The sequence below is a fragment of the Kaustia mangrovi genome, from assembly GCF_015482775.1.
Classification (GTDB): Bacteria; Pseudomonadota; Alphaproteobacteria; order Rhizobiales; family Im1; genus Kaustia; species Kaustia mangrovi.
In genome coordinates this window covers 376,238-395,521 of sequence record NZ_CP058214.1, presented here as the reverse complement: position 1 = coordinate 395,521, position 19,284 = coordinate 376,238, and the positions used below count along the sequence as shown (strand labels likewise).

At 66.9% G+C, this 19,284-nt stretch carries 16 protein-coding genes and 1 pseudogene; 10 read left to right on the top strand and 7 right to left on the bottom strand.

All coding sequences use genetic code 11. From position 1 onward, the window contains the following. Window positions 1–3 precede the first annotated feature (3 nt). Window positions 4–492: a type II toxin-antitoxin system RatA family toxin gene (locus HW532_RS01875; protein WP_213162798.1), complete on the top strand. Its 489-nt coding sequence runs from the start codon at window positions 4–6 to the stop codon at window positions 490–492. A gap of 31 nt (window positions 493–523) precedes the next feature. Here HW532_RS01875 and HW532_RS01870 read toward each other — a convergent pair whose 3' ends face one another. Together HW532_RS01870 and HW532_RS01865 are read right to left on the bottom strand one after the other, a co-directional pair. Then, window positions 524–1,030, bottom strand: coding sequence for a CinA family protein (locus HW532_RS01870; RefSeq protein WP_213162797.1), 507 nt, complete (start codon window positions 1,028–1,030; stop codon window positions 524–526). A 73-nt stretch (window positions 1,031–1,103) separates the two neighbouring features. Beyond that, window positions 1,104–2,281: pseudogene (locus HW532_RS01865) on the bottom strand (bifunctional 2-C-methyl-D-erythritol 4-phosphate cytidylyltransferase/2-C-methyl-D-erythritol 2,4-cyclodiphosphate synthase). A gap of 149 nt (window positions 2,282–2,430) precedes the next feature. Between HW532_RS01865 and dusB the strand changes: the two are divergent. The 8 genes from dusB to hflX all read left to right on the top strand — a co-directional run bounded on the left by dusB (window position 2,431) and on the right by hflX (window position 13,408). Then, complete coding sequence (dusB, locus tag HW532_RS01860) at window positions 2,431–3,441, top strand: tRNA dihydrouridine synthase DusB (RefSeq protein ID WP_213162796.1); 1,011 nt, start codon at window positions 2,431–2,433, stop codon at window positions 3,439–3,441. Then, window positions 3,441–4,592, top strand: coding sequence for a two-component system sensor histidine kinase NtrB (locus HW532_RS01855; protein ID WP_213162795.1), 1,152 nt, complete (start codon window positions 3,441–3,443; stop codon window positions 4,590–4,592). The genes dusB and HW532_RS01855 overlap by 1 nt, the downstream gene beginning before the upstream one ends. Continuing rightward, window positions 4,579–6,066 carry a nitrogen regulation protein NR(I) gene (gene ntrC, locus HW532_RS01850; RefSeq protein WP_213162794.1) on the top strand — a complete coding sequence of 496 codons (1,488 nt, stop codon included), beginning with the start codon at window positions 4,579–4,581 and terminating at the stop codon, window positions 6,064–6,066. Before HW532_RS01855 ends, ntrC begins: the two co-directional genes overlap by 14 nt. 236 nt (window positions 6,067–6,302) lie before the next feature. Continuing rightward, the gene (locus tag HW532_RS01845; protein ID WP_246479441.1) at window positions 6,303–8,663 is read left to right on the top strand and encodes a sensor histidine kinase NtrY-like; all 2,361 of its coding nucleotides are present in this window, start codon (window positions 6,303–6,305) and stop codon (window positions 8,661–8,663) included. After that, window positions 8,638–10,068, top strand: a complete 1,431-nt coding sequence (gene ntrX / locus HW532_RS01840; protein ID WP_213162793.1) for a nitrogen assimilation response regulator NtrX — start codon at window positions 8,638–8,640, stop codon at window positions 10,066–10,068. The genes HW532_RS01845 and ntrX overlap by 26 nt, the downstream gene beginning before the upstream one ends. Before the next feature lie 109 nt (window positions 10,069–10,177). Beyond that, entirely contained in the window at window positions 10,178–11,554 is a 1,377-nt protein-coding gene (gene trkA, locus HW532_RS01835; RefSeq protein WP_213162792.1) for a Trk system potassium transporter TrkA, read from the top strand. 173 nt (window positions 11,555–11,727) lie between these two features. Then, window positions 11,728–11,979 carry an RNA chaperone Hfq gene (hfq, locus tag HW532_RS01830; RefSeq protein WP_213162791.1) on the top strand — a complete coding sequence of 84 codons (252 nt, stop codon included), beginning with the start codon at window positions 11,728–11,730 and terminating at the stop codon, window positions 11,977–11,979. Further along, complete coding sequence (hflX, locus tag HW532_RS01825; RefSeq protein ID WP_425491917.1) at window positions 11,969–13,408, top strand: GTPase HflX; 1,440 nt, start codon at window positions 11,969–11,971, stop codon at window positions 13,406–13,408. The genes hfq and hflX overlap by 11 nt, the downstream gene beginning before the upstream one ends. A gap of 20 nt (window positions 13,409–13,428) precedes the next feature. On the opposite strand, the gene mazG is transcribed toward hflX, so the two are convergent. Continuing rightward, a complete protein-coding gene (gene mazG, locus HW532_RS01820) occupies window positions 13,429–14,268 on the bottom strand; it encodes a nucleoside triphosphate pyrophosphohydrolase (protein ID WP_213162790.1) in 840 nt (279 codons plus the stop codon). Between the two features lie 167 nt (window positions 14,269–14,435). On the opposite strand from mazG, the gene HW532_RS01815 reads away from it, so the two are divergent. Further along, complete coding sequence (locus tag HW532_RS01815) at window positions 14,436–14,828, top strand: GFA family protein (RefSeq protein WP_213162789.1); 393 nt, start codon at window positions 14,436–14,438, stop codon at window positions 14,826–14,828. Between the two features lie 131 nt (window positions 14,829–14,959). Here HW532_RS01815 and HW532_RS01810 read toward each other — a convergent pair whose 3' ends face one another. From HW532_RS01810 to HW532_RS01795, 4 genes are read right to left on the bottom strand one after another with little or no spacing between them, the layout of a single operon-like run. Further along, window positions 14,960–15,757 carry an MBL fold metallo-hydrolase gene (locus HW532_RS01810; protein ID WP_213162788.1) on the bottom strand — a complete coding sequence of 266 codons (798 nt, stop codon included), beginning with the start codon at window positions 15,755–15,757 and terminating at the stop codon, window positions 14,960–14,962. A gap of 4 nt (window positions 15,758–15,761) precedes the next feature. Further along, window positions 15,762–16,574: a TatD family hydrolase gene (locus HW532_RS01805; RefSeq protein WP_213162787.1), complete on the bottom strand. Its 813-nt coding sequence runs from the start codon at window positions 16,572–16,574 to the stop codon at window positions 15,762–15,764. A gap of 11 nt (window positions 16,575–16,585) precedes the next feature. Next, window positions 16,586–18,148 (bottom strand): methionine--tRNA ligase, encoded by a 1,563-nt coding sequence (metG, locus tag HW532_RS01800; protein WP_213162786.1) that lies wholly within the window; start codon window positions 18,146–18,148, stop codon window positions 16,586–16,588. Between the two features lie 51 nt (window positions 18,149–18,199). After that, a complete protein-coding gene (locus HW532_RS01795) occupies window positions 18,200–19,279 on the bottom strand; it encodes a DNA polymerase III subunit delta' (RefSeq protein WP_213162785.1) in 1,080 nt (359 codons plus the stop codon). Between the last annotated feature and the right edge of the window lie 5 nt (window positions 19,280–19,284).

Here is a 19,284-nt window from a genome sequence, read left to right as displayed (position 1 = left end):
ACGATGCGAAACTTTCACACCACCTATCGCATGCCCTATGGCGCCGACGAGATGTTCGCGCTCGCCGCCGATATCGAGACCTACCCGGAATTCGTGCCGCTGTGCGAGAAGGCCACGGTGCACAGCCGGTCCGACGAGGGCGAGGGGCGCGAGTTCCTGGAGGCTTCCCTCGTCGTCGGCTATGCCCAGCTCGGCATCCACGAAACCTTCGTCAGCGACGTCACGCTCGATCCGGCGGGCCGGCATATCCATGTCTTCTCCAACAAGGGGCCGGTCAAGCATCTCGAGACGAACTGGTACTTCCACGATCTCGACGACGGCAGTTCCGAGATCGAGTTCGCCGTGACCTACCGCATGCGCCACATGCCGCTGCAGCTCGTGGTCGGCATGATGTTCGAGAAGGCCTTCGAGAAGATCGCCAACGCCTTCCGGGCGCGCGCCAACGCGCTTTACGGCGAGCATCCCGAGCTCGGCCAGGAAGCGACCGCCTGAGGGATATGGACTATCGGACCGCAACTTGCGGTCAGGCGAGGCTCGGTCGGCCGATCTGGTTGGCGATGAGCACGAAGGCGGTGCGCACGCTCAGGATCCGGATGCGCTGGCGGCCCTGATCGCCGAACATCATGCGGCGATGGTCGGTCGCCTGCTCGCGCCGGGCACAGGCGAGATGGACGAGACCGACCGGCTTGTCCTGCGTGCCGCCGCCGGGCCCGGCGACACCGGTGACGCTGACCGCGATATCCGCATGGGACCGCTCCAGCGCGCCCTCCGCCATGGCGCGGGCGACCTGCTCGGAGACCGCGCCATGGGCGGTGAGCATGTCGGCAGGCACGCCGAGGAGCTCCATCTTGGCGTCGTTCGAATAGGTCACGAAGCCGCGCTCCACGACATCCGACGAGCCGGCAATGTCGGTGAGGCAGGCGGAAACGAGGCCGCCCGTACAGGATTCCGCGGTCGCGACCTTGAGCCCGGCGCTGCGGCAGAGGTCCAGCACCTCCTTGGCTTCCATGATGACGTCGCGGTCGAACATCGCGGGTATCCTCCAGGCCTCGGGGTTTCTCGGGCGCCGGCCCGTGCCGGCCATGATGGCCTACGCGAAACGCTCAGGCAAAGGGCAGGCGCACGGTGGCGGCGGCAAGAGCGGCGATGCCCTCGCGCCGGCCTGTGAAGCCGAGCTGCTCGCTGGTCGTCGCCTTCACGCTGACGCGCGCCGCATCGATTCCCATGATGCGCGCGAGCGTCTCGCGCATGGCCTCCACATGGGGGCGGATCTTCGGCGCCTCGCAGATGAGCGTGATGTCGGCATGGGCGATCACGCCGTCGCGTTCCGCGATCAGATCGCAGGCGGCCTTGAGGAAGATATCGGACGCCGCGCCCTTCCATTGCGGATCGCTCGGCGGGAAATGCGCGCCGATATCGCCGGCCCCGACCGCGCCCAGAATGGCGTCGGTCAGCGCATGCATGCCGACATCGGCGTCGGAATGGCCGGAGAGCCGCGCCTCGTGCGGGATCGTCACACCGCACAGGATCACGTGGTCGCCGGGCGCGAAGGCGTGGACGTCGAAGCCCTGGCCGGTGCGCACATCGCCGCGGCGCAGCCAGTCCTGCGCGTCGAGCTGGCGCCCGGCCGCCTCCAGATCGGCATTGGTGGTCAGCTTCATGTTGGCAGGTTCTCCCTCGACCACATGAACAGGGATCCCCGCCCATTCGGCAAGGGCGGAATCGTCGGTGAAATCGGAACGGCCCTCGTCATGGGCGCGGGCGTGGGCCGAGCGGATGGCCTCGAAGCGGAAGCCCTGCGGCGTCTGTGCGGCCCACAGGCCCGTCCTGTCGACGGTCGCGGAGACCGTGCCCTCCCATCGACCCGCTTGAGCGTGTCGGCCACGGCGACTGCCGGCAGCACCGCCTCGTGGGAGCCGAGCGCGCCGACAACGCGCGAGATGAGGGCAGGGCCGACAAAGGGGCGCGCCGCATCGTGGATGAGCACGCGCTCCACGCCGCGCGCCGACAGGGCCTCGAGGCCGAGCCGCACCGAGGCCTGACGCGTCGCGCCGCCGGTGACCGGGGCGGGCAGGGCGAAGCCCGCTGTCGCGTCCTCATAGAGATCCTCGTGGCCCGCGCCGATCACGACCTGCACGAGATCCACATCCGGCGCGTCGAGGAAGGCAGACGCCGTGCGGGCGAGCACGGTGCGCCCGCCGACGGTCCGGTACTGTTTCGGGAGATCGCCGCCGGCGCGCTGGCCGGAGCCTGCCGCGACAATGAGCGCTGCGGTGAGCATGAATGGACATCAAGCCTTGAATGATCGTCGAGAAAGGGGTTTATCAGCAGCCGGTGCCGGGCGGCAAGACAAACAGGCCGCTTGCGCTCTTGCCCGGTTTGGGGCACTATCTGCCCACGATTTAATCGTATGGCAGATTTGCTCAAATTATGAGCATCACGATAGACAAGCTCGACATTCACAGCAGGGTCTTCCTGGCGCCCATGTCCGGCGTCACGGACGAGCCGTTCCGCGTGCTCGCCCATGAGCTCGGCGCGGGGCTCGTCGTGTCGGAGATGGTGGCCAGCGAGCAGCTCGCCGGCGCCGATCCCGAAACCCTTCTGCGCGCCACGGGGAAGGGGGCGGTCCAGCCCTTCGCGATCCAGCTCGCCGGGCGTGAGGCCCGATGGATGGCCGAGGGGGCGCGCGTGGCCGCCGATCTGGGCGCCGACATTATCGACATCAATATGGGCTGCCCGGCTCGCAAGGTCACGAGCGGGCTGTCCGGCTCCGCCCTCATGCGCGACCTGGACCATGCGCTGACGCTGATCGAGGCGACGGTCGGCGCGACCGTGCTACCCGTCACGCTCAAGATGAGGCTCGGCTGGGACGATGCGAGCCGCAATGCGCCGGAGCTCGCCCGGCGCGCGGAGGGCGCGGGCGTCCGCATGGTCACCGTCCACGGCCGCACGCGCTGCCAGTTCTACGAGGGCCGGGCCGACTGGGACGCCATCCGCGAGGTGAAGGAGGCGGTCGGCGTTCCGGTCATCGCCAATGGCGACGCCCGTTCGCTCGCCGGCGTGCGCGAGATGCTCGCCCGGTCCGGCGCCGACGGCGCGATGATCGGGCGCGGCGCCTATGGCAAGCCGTGGCTGCCCGGCGCGTTGGCCCGCGCGCTCGAGGAGGGCGGGGCGCCCGTGCTGCCCGATGCGGGCGAACGCATGGCGATCGTGCGGCGGCATTTCGCGGCCATGCTCGACCATTACGGGCTCTGGCAGGGCGTGCGCTGCATGCGCAAGCATTTCGGCTGGTATCTCGACGGCTTCGTGGAGGACGGCCTCATGGACGCCGGCACGGCGCGCTCCTGGCGGAGCCGGCTGTGCCGGGAGGAGGAGCCGCGGACGATCTGGCAGATGCTCGACGGGCTCGATGCCGCGCTCGATGAAAGGATGGCGGCCTGATGGCTGGCGACAAGGCGACCACCGACGTGCTGGCGAGGGCGGATCCGGACGCGCTGATCAATGCGCTGCCCGATCCCGTGCTGACTGTGGCGGACGGCAACCGGATCGTGTTCGCCAACGTATCGGCGGAGAACTTCTTCCAGACGAGCGCGACCGTGCTCGGCCGCCATCGCATCGACGATGTGGTGCCTTTCGCAAGCCCGCTGCTGACGCTTGTCCAGCAGGTGCGCGACACCGGCGCGACGGTCAACGAGTACGCCGTCGATGTCGGCACGCCGCGCACCGGCGGCGAGCGGCTGGTCGACCTTCAGGTCACCCCCCTGTCGGAACAGGACGGGACGATCGTGATCGTGTTCCAGCTCCGGTCCATGGCGCACAAGATCGACCGTCAGCTCACCCACCGCAATGCGGCACGGTCGGTGACCGGCATGGCCGCCATGCTGGCCCACGAGATCAAGAACCCGCTGTCGGGCATCCGCGGCGCGGCCCAGCTCCTGGAGACCGCGGTGGGGGAGGAGGATCGCACCCTGACGCGGCTCATCTGCGAGGAGACGGACCGTATCTGCACCCTCGTGGACCAGATGGAGGTGTTCTCCGACGAGCGCCCGCCGGAGACGAAGCCGGTCAACATCCATGCCGTCCTCGACCATGTGAAGGCGGTCGCGGAGAGCGGCTTTGCGAAGGACCTCACCATCTCGGAGGCCTACGATCCGTCTCTGCCGCCGGTGCTCGGCAACCGGGACCAGCTCATCCAGGTCTTCATGAATCTGGTGAAAAATGCCGCGGAAGCCATTCTGTCGGAAGGCGGAGATGGAGAGATCACATTGTCGACGGCGTTCCGTCCGGGCGTGCGGCTGAGCATTCCGGGCTCCGACGAGCGCGTCATGCTGCCGCTCGAATTCTGCGTCCACGATACGGGACCGGGGATCCCGGAGGATATCGTGGCGCACCTGTTCGATCCGTTCGTGACGACGAAGGCCACCGGCAAGGGGCTGGGGCTGGCCATGGTCGCCAAGATCATCGGCGACCATGGCGGCATCATCGAGTGCGATTCCCAGAACGGGCGCACGACCTTCCGCGTGCTCATGCCGATGTTCACCGGCGAAAGGGACCAGCCCGCAGAGGACAAGCAGGACCATGGCGGCCAATAAGACGATACTCATCGCCGACGACGACACGGCCATCCGCACCGTTCTGAACCAGGCGCTTGCGCGCGCAGGCTATGCGGTGCGCTCGACCGGCAATGCGGCGACGCTGTGGCGCTGGATCTCGGAGGGGCAGGGGGATCTCGTGATCTCCGACGTGGTGCTGCCGGACGAGACGGCCTTCGACCTCATGCCGCGCGTGAAGAAGATGCGGCCCGAGCTGCCCGTCGTCCTGATGAGCGCCAAGAACACCATCATGACGGCAATTACCGCCGCGGAGCGCGGAGCCTACGAATATCTGCCGAAGCCGTTCGACCTGAACGAGCTCATCCATGTGGTCGGGCGCGCGCTGGAGCAGGCCAGGCGCAAGCCGCGCAACGCGATCAGCGCGGGCACGCCGGAAACGCTGCCCGTCATCGGCCATTCGCCGGCCATGCAGGAAATCTACCGCATCATCGCGCGGCTGACCCAGACCGACCTCACCGTGATGATCATGGGCGAGTCGGGCACCGGCAAGGAGCTCGTGGCTCGCGCGCTCCACGATTACGGGCGCCGCCGCAAGGGGCCGTTCGTGGCGCTCAACATGGCGGCGATCCCCCGGGAGCTCATCGAATCGGAGCTCTTCGGCCACGAGAAGGGCGCCTTCACCGGCGCCACAACGCGCTATGCTGGCCGGTTCGAGCAGGCCCAGGGCGGCACGCTGTTCCTCGACGAGATCGGCGACATGCCCATGGAGGCCCAGACAAGGCTTCTGCGCGTCCTCCAGGAGGGCGAGTTCACGACCATCGGCGGCTCGACGCCGATCAAGGCCAATGTGCGCATCATCGCCGCCACTCACCGCGATCTCCGCCACCAGATCGCCCAGGGCATGTTCCGCGAGGATCTCTATTTCCGACTGAACGTCGTGCCGATCCGCCTGCCGCCCCTGCGCGAGCGGCTGGAGGACATTTCCGACCTCGTGCGCCACTTCCTCTCCGTGGCGGAGAAGGAAGGGCTGCCCGCCAAGCAGATCGAGCCGGAAGCGGTGGAACGCCTCAAGCGTCATCGCTGGACGGGCAATGTCCGCGAGCTGGAGAACCTGATCCGCCGCCTCGCCGCGATCTATGCCGACGAGACCATCACGGCGGCCATCGTCGACCAGGAGCTCGTCGATACCGACCATCGCGGCGGCAATGGCGTCATGGAAGCCGATCAGGTGAGCCTGTCGTCATTCGTGGAGAACTATCTCGCCGATTATTTCGGCGGGTTCGGCGACAGATTGCCGCCCCCGGGGCTCTATAACCGGATCCTGTCGGAGGTCGAGGCGCCACTCATCGCCGCGGCGCTCGCCGCCACCAACGGCAATCAGATCAAGGCCGCGGACCTGCTCGGCATCAACCGGAACACCCTGCGCAAGAAGATGCGCGACCACGGCATCGCCGCCATGCGCGGGGCCGGCAATATCTCCTCCTGGCGCCGGCCGGCGGACCAGGCGTCGTAAAATTGCAACATCGCGTGTTGATTACGCGCAACAGACCCTGCACAATGCGTTGAGTCGTGTGAGAGGGGGTCGATCCGGCAACGCTTGGAACTCCAGTCTTGGAAATCCAATGCGGGCCTGTACGACCCGGATGGGCGATATCGGATTTCGGGGGGGCATGGCCGGCAGGGCCAGCCCGGCATCGTCGCATCTTTTAGGACACGCAGATCACTCAAGGTGTTTTTTAGGAAATGAGTGTGGGTCTCGACACAGCGGGCATGTCCGCGGGCGGTGTGGGCACGCAGCGCGGCAGCGCGAAGCCCCTGCCGCACGAGCGGCGGGTGCCGACATGGCTCGGCGTCGCCGTGGTCGCCGTGTCGATTCTCATGGGGCTCGTCACCTATACGATTCTCACCGGGCTGACCCCGCTCAAGCCCTCGCGCGACATGATCGTCGCGCTGCTCGGCGTCAACCTGCTGCTGGTCCTGTTCATGGCCGGCATGATCGCCTGGCAGGTCTACATGCTCTGGCAGGCGCGCCGGCAGGGTATTGCGGGCGCGCGGCTCCATGTCCGCATCGTGTCGCTGTTCGGCGTGGTGGCCGCGCTGCCGGCCCTCGTCGTCGCCGTCTTCGCGACCGTCACCCTCAATCGCGGCCTCGACACCTGGTTCTCCGAGCGCACGCGCCAGATCGTCGATACCGCCGTCACGGTCGCGCAGGCCTATGTCACCGAGCACAGCGAGGTGATCCGCGGCGATGTCGCCTCGATTGCCGCCGACCTCAACCGGCAGCGCGCCGATTTCGACAGCGACCGCCAGAAGTTCACGCGGCGGCTCGCGACCCATGTGGCGCTGCGCGGGCTGGCGGCCGCCTATATCATCGATTCCAGCAAGCGCCGCGTCGATGCGAGCGTCACCATCAACGACAAGATCAGCTTCCAGCCACCGCCCGAGGAGGCCCTGCGGAAGGCGGAGACGGGCGAGCTGGTGGTGATCGGACCGGGCGAGGACTACAATGTCATCCGCGCGATCCTGAAGCTGTCGGCCTTCGACAACGCCTATCTCTACGTCCTCAGGCTCGTGAACCCGAAGGTGGTGGAACACCTGCAGCGCACCGAGGCCGGCAAGGCCGAATACGATGCCATGCAGACCCAGCGCTACGGCGTCCAGGTGACCTTCGCCCTCATGTATGTGGGCGTGGCCTTCATTTTCCTCCTGGCGGCCATCTGGTTCGGCTTGTGGGTGGCCGACAGGCTGGTCCAGCCGATCATGCGGCTCGTGGACGCCGCGCGCCAGGTGTCGCTCGGCGAGCTCGACGTCAAGGTGCCCGTGCGCAAGGACGAGGGCGATCTGGCAACGCTCGGGCGCACCTTCAACCGCATGACGAGCCAGCTCGCCTCCCAGCACAACGAGCTCATCAGTGCCAACGTCCAGCTCGACGAACGCCGCCGGTTCACCGAAGCCGTGCTTTCCGGCGTCAGCGCAGGCGTGATCGGTCTCGACAGGGAAGGGCGCATCACCCTCGTCAACCGCTCCGCGCTGGCACTTCTGAGCCTCGATGACCGCGCGCTTGCCAACAAGGCGCTCAAGGACGTGTTGCCCGATATGGCCGTGGTGCTCGACAAGGCTCTGTCGAAACGGTCCGGCACGGCGGAGGGGCAGGTCGACATGCGCGTCGGCGGCCAGGAGCGCCATTTCGTCGTGCGCGCCACGACGGAACGCGCCCGCGAGGACGTCCACGGCTATGTGGTGACCTTCGACGACATCACCGAGCTCGTTGCCGCACAGCGCAATTCCGCCTGGGCGGACATCGCCCGGCGCATCGCGCACGAGATCAAGAACCCGCTGACCCCGATCCAGCTCTCCGCGGAGCGCCTGCGCCGGAAATACGGCAAGGAGATCCAGAGCGACACGCAAGTCTTCGAGCAATGCACCGACACCATTATCCGGCAGGTGGGCGACATCGGCCGGATGATCGACGAGTTCTCGTCCTTCGCGCGCATGCCGAAGGCGCTGCTCGAGCCGGGCGACCTCGGCGCCGTGGTCAAGGAGGCGACGATCCTCCAGCGCGTCTCGTCCAGCGATATCGCCATCGATCTGGAGCTTCCCGACGAGCCGCTCAATCTGGAGTTCGACCGGCGTCTCGTCACCCAGGCGATCACCAATCTGGTCAAGAACGCGCGCGAGGCCGTCGAGACCCATGTCCAGGCCGAGCCGGAGATCGAGGGACGTATCGTCGTCAGCCTCTATCGCGACGGCGAGCACGCGGTGATCGATGTCGCCGACAACGGTATCGGACTACCGGACGAGAACCGGCAGAGGCTGCTCGAGCCCTATATGACGACGCGCGAGAAAGGCACCGGCCTCGGGCTTGCCATTGTTGCGCGCATCATGGAGGAGCATGGCGGCACCATCGTGCTCCACGATGCGCCGGAGGCGCTCGGCGGCGCGCTGGTCCGGCTCGTCCTGCCGATGGCGGTTGGGCCGCGCGCGGAGGCGGATACCGCGAGACCTGCCGATGAGGGAGACGTCGGAACGGATTTGAGAGGGGCAGACCGGGAACCTGAGACAACGCAAGGAGAGGGAACCGAAGATGGCCTCGGATGTTCTGATCGTTGACGATGAAGCAGATATCCGCGAGCTGATCGCCGGGATACTCGAGGACGAGGGGTTCGAGACGAGGGTCGCCCATGACAGCGATTCCGCGCTCGATTCCATCCAGGAGCGGCGGCCGTCTCTCATCGTGCTCGATATCTGGCTGCAAGGGTCGAAGCTCGACGGGCTCGATCTCCTGGATGTGGTGCAGAAGAGCCACCCCGACCTGCCGATCGTCATCATTTCGGGCCACGGCAATATCGAGACCGCGGTCGCGGCCATCAAGCGCGGCGCCTACGACTATATCGAGAAGCCGTTCAAGACCGACCGGCTGATCCTGATCGTCACGCGCGCGCTCGAAGCCTCTCGGCTCCGGCGTGAGAACGAGGAGCTCAGGGAGCGTGCGGGTGCGGCGGCCGAGCTCGTCGGCGATTCGCACGCCATGCGCCAGCTTCACCAGTCGCTGAAGAAGGTCGCGCCGACCAACAGCCGGGTGCTCATCACCGGCCCGCTCGGTGCCGGCAAGGAGCTCGCCGCGCGCATGCTCCATGCCTCGTCGCTGCGCGCCAGCGGTCCCTTCATCATCCTGCCGGCCGCCGCAATGGCGCCGGATCTGATGGAGGAGAAGCTGTTCGGCGTGGAGGACGAGAGCGGCACGCTGGTGCGCATCGGCGCGCTGGAGGAGGCCCATGGCGGGACGCTGTTCATCGACGAGGTCGCCGACATGCCGCTGGAGACCCAGGGCAAGATCCTTCGGGTCCTCGTCGACCAGACCTTCCAGCGCGTCGGCGGCGCGAAGCGCGTGAAGGTCGATGTGCGCGTCGTCTCGTCGAGCTGCCGGAATTTGTCGGCCCTGATCGAGGAGGGGGCGTTCCGGGAGGATTTCTATCACCGGCTGAATGTCGTGCCGATCCACGTGCCGGCGCTGGCGGAGCGCCGCGAGGACATCCCCGCGCTCGTTGAGCATTTCGCACGGCAATATTCGCTGATTTCCGGCCAGCCGGAACGTGAGATCGCCGACGATGCGATCGCCGTGCTGCAGGCCCATAACTGGCCGGGGAATGTGCGCCAGCTGCGCAACAATGTGGAGCGGCTGCTCATTCTGGCCAGCGGCGATCCGGAGGCGGAGATCACCGCGAGCATGCTGCCGAGCGAGCTCGGCTCGGCCTCGCCGCCGGTGGTGAACGGCCATGGCGGCGAGCAGCTTATGGCCCTGCCGCTGCGCGAGGCGCGCGAGATCTTCGAGCGCGAATATCTCACCGCCCAGATCGCCCGGTTCGGGGGGAACATCTCCAAGACGGCGAGTTTCGTCGGCATGGAACGCTCCGCCCTGCACCGCAAACTCAAACTGCTCGGCGTGTCACAGAACGACAAGGCGCCCGAGATTTCGCTTGAGGAAACGGCCCGAGAACATTCGAATCACTACTGAACCGGCTGCTGCGGCATCGCGGCTTCAGGACGTGTCACAAGAGTGCTTGCCTCCAGCGGGCCGTTTGCGCACACTCCGCCCCCTGTGACGCGGCAGAGGGCTGCCTTTCATGAAGATCATCATTTGCGGTGCGGGCCAGGTCGGCCGGGGAATCGCCGAACGTCTGGCCCATGAGCAGAACGACGTGACGGTGATCGATTCCTCGCCCCAGCTCGTGCAGGCGATCTCCGACGCGCTGGACGTGCAGGGCGTGGTGGGGCACGGCTCCCATCCGGACGTTCTGGAAAGCGCCGGCGCGCGCGATGCCGACATGCTGATCGCGGTCACCTTCGCCGACGAGGTGAACATGATGGCCTGCCAGATCGCGCATTCCCTGTTCGAGATCCCCACCAAGATCGCGCGCGTGCGCGCCCAGAGCTATCTGAACCCCGAATGGCGCCATCTGTTCTCCCGCGAGAACATGCCGATCGACGTCGTCATCTCACCGGAGATCGCGGTCGGAGAGATGGTGCTGCGCCGGCTCGCGCTGCCCGGCGCCTTCGAGGCGATCCATTTCGTGGACGATGCGGTGATCGCGCTGGGTATCCGCCTGCGCGAGGACTGCCCGGTGGTCGACACACCGCTGGCCCAGCTCACCGAGCTCTTCCCGGACCTGCAGACGGTCGTGGTCGGCGTCGTGCGCGATGGCCAGCTCTTCGTGCCGCACGGTTCCGACCAGATGCTCGTGGGCGACGATGTCTATGTGATCGCCGACCGGGCGCAGGCGGAGCGCGTGCTCGGCATTTTCGGCCATGAGGAAAAGCCCGCCCGACGCGTTCTGATCGCCGGCGGCGGCAATATCGGCCTCTATGTCGCCACCAAGCTGGAGGAGCGCCAGAGCCGCACCCAGGTGAAGATCATCGAGGGCAACCGGCAGCGCGCGGTCAGGATCGCGGAGGAGCTGCGCCGCACCGTCGTGCTCCATGGCAGCACGCTCGAGCAGGAGATGCTGCGCGAGGCCGGCGCCCCGGAGGCGGAGGCCTTCGTCGCGCTGACCAACGACGACAAGGTCAACATCCTCGCCGCCGTCATGGCCAAGCAGGAAGGCGCGCGCCAGACCTTCAGCCTGGTGACGGGGACCGATTTCAACTCGATCCTCGATCCGTTGAACATCGACGCCTATATCAGCCCGCGCTCGGTCACCGTCTCCAGCATTCTGCGCCATGTGAGGCGCGGGCGTATCCGCGGCGTGCATCCGGTCCATAACGGGCAGGGGGAGGTTCTGGAGGCGGAGGCTCTGGAAACCTCGCCCGTCGTCGGCCGGCCCCTGCGCGAGGCATCGCTGCCCGACGGCGTGCGCATCGGTGCGCTGGTGCGTGGCGGCCGCGTGATCATCCCCACGGGCCAGACCGAGATCAAGCCGCATGACCGGATCGTCATGTTCGCGCTGGCCGGCGTCGTGCGCGAGGTGGAGCATCTGTTCCGGGTCAGTCTGGAGTATTTCTAGGCGGCGGCGCGCGCCATGTTTGACGGTCGCTGCCCTGTTGGCATTGTGCTACGGTGCGGCCATTGAAAAGCACAGCCAAACACGCGTAATAAGAGTACGACAGGAAAAGGAAGGGGACGGGGTTCGGTGTGTGTGCGTTCCCGTCTCTGACGTTGCAAGAAGCGGGAACCACCATGGCTCAAGAAAAATCACAAAACCTGCAGGACACCTTTCTCAATCACGTGCGCAAGAATCGCGTCCCACTCACGGTCTTCCTCGTGAATGGCGTGAAGCTGCAGGGCGTGATCACATGGTTCGATAATTTCTGCGTCCTTCTCCGGCGCGACGGCCTCTCGCAATTGGTCTACAAGCACGCCATATCCACAGTGATGCCTGGCCAGTCGATCAATCTTTTCGAGGAGGATCCAAGCGCGGGTGACGAATAGGCGACACGAAGACACCCCGGCGAACACAGACAGCCCCGAGGGACGGGCCCACGGCCCGGTCGCGTTCCAGATCGAGGAGACGCCACCGGTTCGTGCGCTTGTGGTGCATGTCGCCTTCAAGGCCGGCGCCATCAAGGCGCAGGCCCCGGACGAGACCTCCACGCTGCGCGACGAGACCGCCCGCCTGGACGAGGCGGAGGGGTTGGCGCTCGCCATCGACCTGGATATCGCCGGATCCGAGATCGTCACCGTCGCCCGGGTGCACCCCGCGACCCTGATCGGTCCGGGGAAGGTGGAGGAGATCGCGGAGGCCGCGAGGGTGCAGGATGTCGGGCTGGTCGTCGTCAACGCGACGCTCTCGCCTGTCCAGCAGCGCAATCTGGAGCGCGCCTTCAAGGCGAAGGTGCTCGACCGCACGGGCCTCATTCTGGAGATCTTCGGTCGGCGCGCGCAGACGAAGGAAGGGCGCCTCCAGGTGGAGCTCGCCCATCTGAGCTACCAGAAGAGCCGCCTCGTGCGGTCCTGGACCCATCTCGAGCGCCAGAGGGGCGGCTTCGGCTTCATGGGCGGCCCGGGCGAGACGCAGATCGAGGCGGACCGCCGCATCATCCAGGACCGCATCACGCGCATCCGGCAGGATCTGGAGAAGGTCAGGCGCCGGCGCGAGCTGCATCGCGCCAACCGCCAGCGCGTGCCTTATCCGGTCGTGGCGCTGGTGGGGTACACGAATGCCGGAAAGTCGACACTGTTCAACCGGCTGACGACGGCGCATGTGGACGCGGAGGACCTGCTCTTCGCGACCCTCGATCCGACCATGAGGCGGCTGGAGCTGCCCCATGGGCGCACGGTCATCCTGTCGGACACCGTGGGCTTCATCTCCGATCTGCCGACCGATCTTGTGGCCGCCTTTCGGGCGACGCTGGAAGAGGTCCTGGAGGCGGAGATCATCCTCCATGTGCGCGATATCAGCCATCCCGATACGGGCGCTCAGGCCGCCGATGTCGCACAGGTGCTTGCCGAGCTCGGTGTCGACGAGGCTCGCCGCGACCGTATCGTGGAGGTCTGGAACAAGGCCGACAGGCTGGCGGGCGAGGAGCGCACTTCCATCGAGAACCAGGCGATGCGGTCGGACAATGTGGCCTTGATCTCGGCCAGGACGGGCGAGGGGATCGACACGCTCCTCGCGCTCGTGGAGCGCACGCTTGCGGAGAGCTCGAGCCGCTTCCGCGTCACCCTGGAGCCGACGGAGGGCCGGCGCCTGTCCTGGCTCTACGATATCGGCGAGGTGCTCGAGCGCCATGACGGCGAGGACGGCCGCGTGACCCTTGTCGTGCGCGTGCCGCCGGAGAAGGTCGGGCCCGTGGAGGCTCGCCTCGGCGCGTCCGCCCAGGCACTCGACAGCACCGAGCGCCGCAGCGCGGCGGAGTAGTCGGGCGGGCTGTTTTCCGCTCAGACGGCCCTCTCGCGGCGCTTGGCATCGTCCCAGAGCGCGTCCATGGCATCGAGGCCGACATCCTCCGGACGCTTTCCCTGTTTGCGAAGTTCCGTCTCGATATGTCTGAAACGGCGTGAGAATTTCGCATTCGTCGCCTGCAATGCGGCTTCCGGCTCCACACCGAGATGGCGGGCGAGATTGGCGAGCACGAACAGCAGGTCGCCGATCTCCTCGGCCGCACCCTCGCGGTCGCCGCCCGCCAGTGCGTCCCTGAGTTCGGCGATCTCTTCCTCCGCCTTGTCGAGCACGGGGGCGGCATCGCCCCAGTCGAAGCCCACGCGCGCGGCCTTCTTCTGGAGCTTTCCCGCGCGCGTCAACGCGGGCAGGGCGACGGGCACATCGTCCAGCACGCTGCCGGCGTCATCCGTATCGGCGGGCGGGCGCTTGCGGGCCTTCTCCGCCTTTTCCTCCGCCTTGATACGCTCCCACATGCCCTTGACCGCACCGGCCGTGCGCGCCGCCTCGTCGCCGAAGACGTGGGGATGCCGGCGCACGAGTTTCCGGTTGATCGCCTCGACGACGTCCTCGAAGGCGAAATAACCCGATTCCTCAGCCATTTGCGCGTGATAGACGACCTGGAGCTGCAGGTCTCCGAGCTCCTCTTTCAGGTCCTCCATGTCGTCGCGCTCGATGGCATCGGCCACCTCATAGGCTTCCTCGACCGTATAGGGCGCGATGGTCTGGAAATCCTGCTCCAGATCCCATGGGCAGCCCGTATCGGGCGTGCGTAGCGCCCGCATGATGGCGCGCAGGGTCTCGATGGAACGCGGCTTGTCCGCGATGGCGTCGGTCATCTGGATCGGCTCCGGAAGTTCGTGAGTCGCGGGCGCGGCATGTGGCGAGCCTAGCGCAGATCGCATCGGCGCTGAACAGCAAGCCCGCGCGAGACCGGCCATGGACGTCTGGCGGGGGGCCGTTGTAGACAGAGGTCAGAGCATGCGATTTCGGAGGAGGTGCAAGCATGGACCGGTTCACTGGCGGTTGCCTGTGCGGCGACGTCCGGATCGTGGCCTCTGGTCGCCCATACAGGGTCGGCCTGTGTCACTGTCTCGACTGCCGCAAGCATCACGGGGCGCTTTTTCACGCCTCCGCGGTGTTTCCCCAGGATGCTGTGACGATAGAAGGCGAGACGCGCGACTATGCGGGGCGACATTTCTGTCCGCGCTGCGGCTCGCCGGTCTTCGCGCGCACCGGAGACGAGACCGAGGTCAACCTCGGATCCCTGGACGAACCCGACCGGCTGAGGCCGACCTATGAACTCTGGACCGTCCGTCGCGAGTCCTGGTTGCCGTCGTTTCCATCCATGAGGCGATATGAGCGCGACCGCGACGCCACGGGGCGTTCGGAGGAGTAGGCTGGCCGTTGCGGGCCCATTGCGGCCCGTTGCTACATCTGAAAGTCGCATAATCTATATTATGGAACCAATCCATATGGGCCGGCAGTGGACCATGAGACGCCGCAAGCCGCGGCATGGGCCCTGAAACGTCACTCCGCGACGACTGTGAGCCCGTCATGGGCCGGCACGACATTGTCCGGCAGCTCGCGCTTCAGCGCCTCGTAGTCGAGATCGACATGCATGTTGGTGAGGATCGCGCGCCGCGGCTTCAGGCGGTCGATCCAGTCGAGCGCCTGATTGAGATCGAAATGGCTCGGATGCGGCGTCGGCCGCAGCGCATCGACGATCCACACATCGAGATCCTCAAGCGCGGCGATGCTCTCTTCGGGAATGTCGTGGAGATCGGGCGTATAGGCCAGACCGTCGAACCGGAAACCGAGCGCGCGGATATCGCCATGGTCGAGTTCGAACGGCACGGCCTCCACGATGCCGCCCGGCCCGTCGACCGCCACCGGTTCCGGCGGCACGATACGATGGGCGTCCAGGATCGGCGGATAGTTGCTGCCCGGCGGCGTCTCGAAGCAATAGCCGAAGCGCGTCCTCAAGGACCGCTCGGTGCGCTCGTCCGCCCAGACCCGCACGCGCTGGCGGCCATTGATGGCGATGACGCGCAGTTCGTCGAGCCCGTGGGTGTGGTCGGCATGGTCGTGGGTGTAGATAACCCCGTCGAGCCAGCTCACCCCCGCGTCGAGAAGCTGCTCGCGCACATCCGGCGAACTGTCGACCAGCACGCGCGTCGCATCGCGGCCGTTTTCGCGCTCCACGAGGATCGAGCAGCGCCGTCGCCGGTTCTTCGGGTTCGTCGGGTCGCAGACGCCCCAATTGTTGCCGATCCGCGGCACGCCGCCGGAGGAGCCGCAGCCGAGCACGGTGATCTTGAGCCCCATGGCGTCAGGAGACCCCGTTCGATGCGGCCGCGCCCGCCGGCACCCTGGAGAACAGCCGATGGAAGTTCTCCGTCGTCCGCGCGGCCATGTCCTCTATGGTTAACGCCCTGATTTCCGCCAGTTTCTCAAGCGTATGGGCCACATAGGCCGGCTCGTTCGACTGTCCCCTCATGGGCACCGGCGCGAGATAGGGCGCATCGGTTTCCACCAGCAGCCGGTCGAGCGGCACCTCGCGCGCCGCGGCGCGGATTTCCTCGGCGTTCCTGAAGGTGATGATGCCGGAGAACGAGACATAGCCGCCGAGGGCAAGGCCCCGCCGGGCAAGCTCGATGCCGGAGCTGAAGCAGTGGAGCAGCGGGGTGAAGGCGCCCCTGGCGTACTCCTCCTCCAGGATGCTGGCGGTGTCGTCCTCCGCCTCCCGGCTGTGGATGACGAGCGGCAGGCCGGTCTCGCGCGCCGCCGCGATATGGGTGCGGAAGCTCGCCGCCTGGAGCTCGCGCGGGCTGTTGTCGTAGTGATAGTCGAGCCCCGCCTCGCCGATACCGACGACCTTGGGGTGGCGTGCCAGCCGGACGAGCTCGTCCACCGTCACGTCCTGCTCCTCGGCGGCGTTGTGGGGATGCGTGCCGACCGTGCAGTAGACGTTGTCATGGGCCTCGGCGATCGCCAGAACGGTGTCGAAGGCGCGCACCCTCGTGGAAATCGTGACCATGAGGCCGACGCCTGCCTCCCTCGCACGCGCGAGGACCGCGTCGATCTCCCCGGAAAGGACGGGGAAATCCAGATGGCAATGGCTGTCGATGATGAACGGTCGCATGGGGCGTCCTGTCAGCTGGTCGCTTTCTGGTCCTCCGGCTCCACATAGCGCGGAAAGACGGGAGTGGGTGCGGGAAGCGCCCTGCCCGGCTCGAGCCGTCCGGCCTCGCCGAGCGCGTCGAAGCCGCGCGCGTTCTCCGGCACGGCCAGAAGGTCGAGCAGCGCCGCGCCCGAGCCCGGCATATAGGGCTGAACGAGAATGGCGATCTGACGCACGGTTTCCGCCGTGACATAGAGCACGGTCGCCATGCGCTCCGGATCGGTCTTGCGCAGCGCCCAGGGCTCCTGGCCCGCGAAATAGCGGTTGGCGTCGCCCACGACGCGCCAGATGGCGTTGAGCGCCATGTGGATCTGCTGGGCGTCGATCTGCGGACGGATTTCGGCAAGCAGCCCGTCGGCGGCGGCGAGCATCGTGCGGTCCTCGTCGCTGAGCGTGCCGGGGGCCGGCACCGCGCCGCCGCAATTCTTGGCGATCATGGAGAGCGAGCGCTGGGCCAGATTGCCGAGATCGTTGGCGAGATCGGCATTGATCCGCCCGACAATCGCCTCGTGGCTGTAATTGCCGTCCTGACCGAAGGGCACCTCGCGCATGAAGAAATAGCGCATCTGGTCGACCCCGTAATGGTCGGCCAGCGCGAAGGGGTCGATCACATTGCCGACCGACTTCGACATCTTCTCCCCGCGATTGAACAGGAAGCCGTGGGCATAGACCCGGCGCGGCAAGGCCACGCCGGCCGACATCAGGAAGGCCGGCCAGTAGACCGTGTGGAAGCGCACGATATCCTTGCCGATGACGTGAACGTCGGCCGGCCAGAACGGCGCGCGCGGCGCGGTCTCGTCGGGAAAGCCGGTCGCGGAGAGGTAGTTGGTGAGCGCGTCCACCCACACATACATGACATGGCGCGGATCGTCGGGCACCGGCACGCCCCACTGGAAGGTGGTGCGCGAGATTGAGAGGTCGCGCAAGCCGCCCTTCACGAAGCTCACCACCTCGTTGCGCCGCGTCTCCGGCCCGATGAACTCCGGATTGGCCTCGTAATGGGCGAGCAGCCTGTCCTGATAGGCGGACAGGCGGAAGAAATAGCTTTCCTCCTCCACCCACTCCACGGGCGTACTCTGGGGCGAGAGCCTGGTGCCGTCGTCTGCGACCGTCACTTCGCTCTCGTCGTAATAGGCCTCGTCGCGCACCGAATACCAGCCGGCATAGGTGTCGAGATAGATATCGCCATTGGCCGCCATGCGCCGCCAGATCTCCGCGCAGGCGCGCTTGTGGCGCTCCTCCGTCGTGCGGATGAAGTCGTCGTTGGAGCTGTCGAGTGCCCGGGTCATGGCCTGGAAGCGGGCTGTATTGCGGTCGGCGAGCGCGGCCGGATCGACACCCTCGCGCGTCGCGGTCTGAAACATCTTGATGCCGTGCTCGTCCGTGCCGGTCAGGAAGAACACGTCATATCCGTCGAGGCGCTTGAACCGCGCCAGCGCGTCGGTCGCAAGCAACTCGTAGGCGTGCCCGATATGGGGCTCGCCATTGGGATAGGAGATCGCCGTCGTGATGTAGAACCGCTTCTGGTCAGCCATGTCGTCCGATATCTTGGATGTGCCGGCATTAAGCGCAACCCCGGACGGGGGTCACCGCGCCGCGCGGGCCGTGTCGTCGATCAGCCTGAAGGCCTGCATCACGACCTGGCGGCGATCGAGGTTTAGGGCATTTGCGCGGGCAATGGAATGGCCGATTGCATGGTGCGCGTCCACCCAGCGGCTCATGGTGGCCGGCGTGATGCGCCCGCCCCAGTCGCCCTCGCCGCGCGCGGCCTTGCGGATCTCGCCGCCGAGCCAGCTTGAGAGCATTTCCGCGAACAGCCGGTAGTCGTCGAGTGCCTGGGCGGGTTTCAGCCGTTCGGCGAAGTCGAGCGCGCGCGCGATGTCGAGGCCCGGCGTGCGCTCCACCAGCTTCAGGAAGTCGTTGAAGAGCGTGAAGCCAGAGGTTTCCAGATACTGGATGGCGCGGCCCGGCGAGCCTTCCGCGATGTCGGCGGCAAGCCGCAGCGTCGCCTCGTCGGGCGGTGCGTCGAGGCCGTCCGAATGGCGCACGACGTCGAGCACCTGATCGTTCGACAGGGGCGCCAGATCGAGACGGACACAGCGCGAGCGGATCGTGGGCAGGAGCCGGCCCGGCACATTGCTCACCAGAAGGAAGAGCGCGTCGCGCGGCGGTTCCTCCAGCGTCTTGAGCAACGCGTTCGCCGCCGAGGCGTTCATGTCGTCGGCCGCATCGACGATGCACACGCGCCAGCCCCCCTCGCCCGCCGTGCGCGCGAAGAACTGGCCGGCCTTGCGGGCATCCTCCGCGCCGATCTCCGCCTTCAGGCGCTTGGTCTTGGGATCGTAGCGCCGCTCGATGGTGATGAGGTCGGCATGCGCGCGCGACGCCACCCGGCGGAACACCGGATCCTCGGGCGGCACATAGAGGCTGTCGGGCGCGATGCCCTCCGCGGACGGCCGGGGATGGCGCAGCACGAAGCGGGCGACCCGGTATGCGAGCGTCGCCTTGCCGATGCCCTTCGGCCCCGCGAGGATCCAGGCATGGTGCAGCTTGCCGGCCAGATGTGCCTTGAGGAAGCGCGCCTCCGCCTCCTCATGGCCGACAAGCCGGCTTTCAAGGCGCGGATGGCGCTCCGTCTCTGTCTGCTGCTGGGTGTCGGCACTCATGGCGG

What these genes read in the sequence shown, in the direction of transcription:
- HW532_RS01875 (WP_213162798.1), top strand. Translation starts at nt 4, where the DNA reads ATGCGAAACTTTCACACCACCTATCGCATGCCCTATGGCGCCGACGAG.
- HW532_RS01870 (WP_213162797.1), bottom strand. Translation starts at nt 1,030, where the DNA reads ATGTTCGACCGCGACGTCATCATGGAAGCCAAGGAGGTGCTGGACCTC.
- dusB (WP_213162796.1), top strand. Translation starts at nt 2,431, where the DNA reads ATGAGCATCACGATAGACAAGCTCGACATTCACAGCAGGGTCTTCCTG.
- HW532_RS01855 (WP_213162795.1), top strand. Translation starts at nt 3,441, where the DNA reads ATGGCTGGCGACAAGGCGACCACCGACGTGCTGGCGAGGGCGGATCCG.
- ntrC (WP_213162794.1), top strand. Translation starts at nt 4,579, where the DNA reads ATGGCGGCCAATAAGACGATACTCATCGCCGACGACGACACGGCCATC.
- ntrX (WP_213162793.1), top strand. Translation starts at nt 8,638, where the DNA reads ATGGCCTCGGATGTTCTGATCGTTGACGATGAAGCAGATATCCGCGAG.
- trkA (WP_213162792.1), top strand. Translation starts at nt 10,178, where the DNA reads ATGAAGATCATCATTTGCGGTGCGGGCCAGGTCGGCCGGGGAATCGCC.
- hfq (WP_213162791.1), top strand. Translation starts at nt 11,728, where the DNA reads ATGGCTCAAGAAAAATCACAAAACCTGCAGGACACCTTTCTCAATCAC.
- mazG (WP_213162790.1), bottom strand. Translation starts at nt 14,268, where the DNA reads ATGACCGACGCCATCGCGGACAAGCCGCGTTCCATCGAGACCCTGCGC.
- HW532_RS01815 (WP_213162789.1), top strand. Translation starts at nt 14,436, where the DNA reads ATGGACCGGTTCACTGGCGGTTGCCTGTGCGGCGACGTCCGGATCGTG.
- HW532_RS01810 (WP_213162788.1), bottom strand. Translation starts at nt 15,757, where the DNA reads ATGGGGCTCAAGATCACCGTGCTCGGCTGCGGCTCCTCCGGCGGCGTG.
- HW532_RS01805 (WP_213162787.1), bottom strand. Translation starts at nt 16,574, where the DNA reads ATGCGACCGTTCATCATCGACAGCCATTGCCATCTGGATTTCCCCGTC.
- metG (WP_213162786.1), bottom strand. Translation starts at nt 18,148, where the DNA reads ATGGCTGACCAGAAGCGGTTCTACATCACGACGGCGATCTCCTATCCC.
- HW532_RS01795 (WP_213162785.1), bottom strand. Translation starts at nt 19,279, where the DNA reads ATGAGTGCCGACACCCAGCAGCAGACAGAGACGGAGCGCCATCCGCGC.